The 1,457-nt window shown below is 61.9% G+C and carries 1 protein-coding gene; it reads left to right on the top strand.

The window, feature by feature from the left end; genetic code table 11:
- Positions 1–1,457 (top strand): AMP-binding protein (locus tag AB0I35_RS32350; protein WP_357400107.1); only part of this gene is annotated, 1,457 nt, incomplete at both ends.

Genomic DNA, 1,457 nt, shown 5'->3' with positions numbered 1-1,457 from the left:
GGTCGTACTGATGAGGCTCTCGATGGTTTGGTCGGGTTCTTCGTGAATACGTTGGTGCTGCGTACCGATACCTCGGGCAACCCGACCTTTGCCGACCTCGTGGCCCAGGTACGTACGGATGACTTGTCTGCGTATGAGCACCAAGACGTGCCGTTCGAGCATTTGGTCGAGGTACTGAACCCTGTTCGGTCCATGGCCCACAATCCACTGTTCCAAGTGATGCTCGCTCTGCAAAATGCCCCCGAGGGAAGCTTCGATTTTTCCGGGGTGGAGACGGAACTGGAACCGGTGAGCATCGGCACGTCTCGGGTCGATCTGTCTCTGCATTTGATCGAAACCCATTCCGGAGATGGAAGTCCCGCCGGACTCGGCGGGTTCGTCGAATACAGCACCGATCTGTTCGACCGGTCCAGCATCGCAGGATTTATCGACCGGTTGGGTCGGTTGCTGACCGCGGTGGTCACCGACCCGGACACGCTGATCGGTGCGGTGAATCTGCTTTCGGCGCAGGAACGCCGGCAGGTGCTGGTCGAGTGGAACGACACAGGAACACCACCGGCTGCTGCCACGATTCCGGAATTGTTCGAGGCACAGGTCGATCAGGACTCCGACGCCATCGCTGTGGTCACGACCGACGAGCGGCTGACCTACAGGGAACTCAACGCTCGAGCGAATTGTTTGGCGCATGAGTTGATCGGTCGTGGTGTCGGTGCTGGCGATGTGGTGGCGTTGGTGCTACCGAGGTCGTCGGATCTGGTTGTTGCCGTTCTGGGAGTGTTGAAAGCTGGTGCGGCTTTCCTGCCGGTCGATCCTGAATACCCCTCCGAGCGCATCGGATTCATGCTGGGCGACGCCACGCCCGCCTTCGCGTTGGTAACGACCGAGACCGCCCATGTTGTACCAGGCGACATCCCCCGGCTGCTCCTCGACACCTTCACGCCGGGTGACACCGGCCCGGTCCGCGCCGCGGTCCAGGGTGCGGCGTATGTGATCTACACGTCGGGTTCGACGGGGACGCCGAAGGGTGTGATGGTCGGCCATGACGGTGTGGCGGGTTTGCTTCGGTCTTTTGTGAATTCTTTTGGGGTGGGGCCGGGTTCGCGTGTTCTGCAGTTGGCGTCTCCGAGTTTTGATGCGTGGGTGATGGAGTTCGTGATGGGGCTGTTGTCGGGAGCGGAGTTGGTGATCGCCCCGCCGGGTCCGCTGCTGGGTGACGAGCTGGCCGATTTCGCTGGTCGGCATGAGGTGACTCATGCGTTGATTCCGCCGTCGGTGTTGGGCACGGTGTCGGTTGATGGGCTGGCGAGTCTGGGCACGTTGGTGGTGGGTGCGGAACCGTGTGCTGCGGATTTGGTGGAGCGGTGGTCGCCGGGGCGTCGGATGGTGAACGCGTACGGGCCGACCGAGGCGACCATCTGCGTGACATTGAGCGATGCGCTCGATGAGTCCGGTGTGCC

It is taken from the genome of Nocardia sp. NPDC050378 (genome assembly GCF_040655675.1).
Classification (GTDB): Bacteria; Actinomycetota; Actinomycetes; order Mycobacteriales; family Mycobacteriaceae; genus Nocardia; species Nocardia coubleae.
This window is presented reverse-complemented; position numbering and strand designations above follow the sequence as displayed.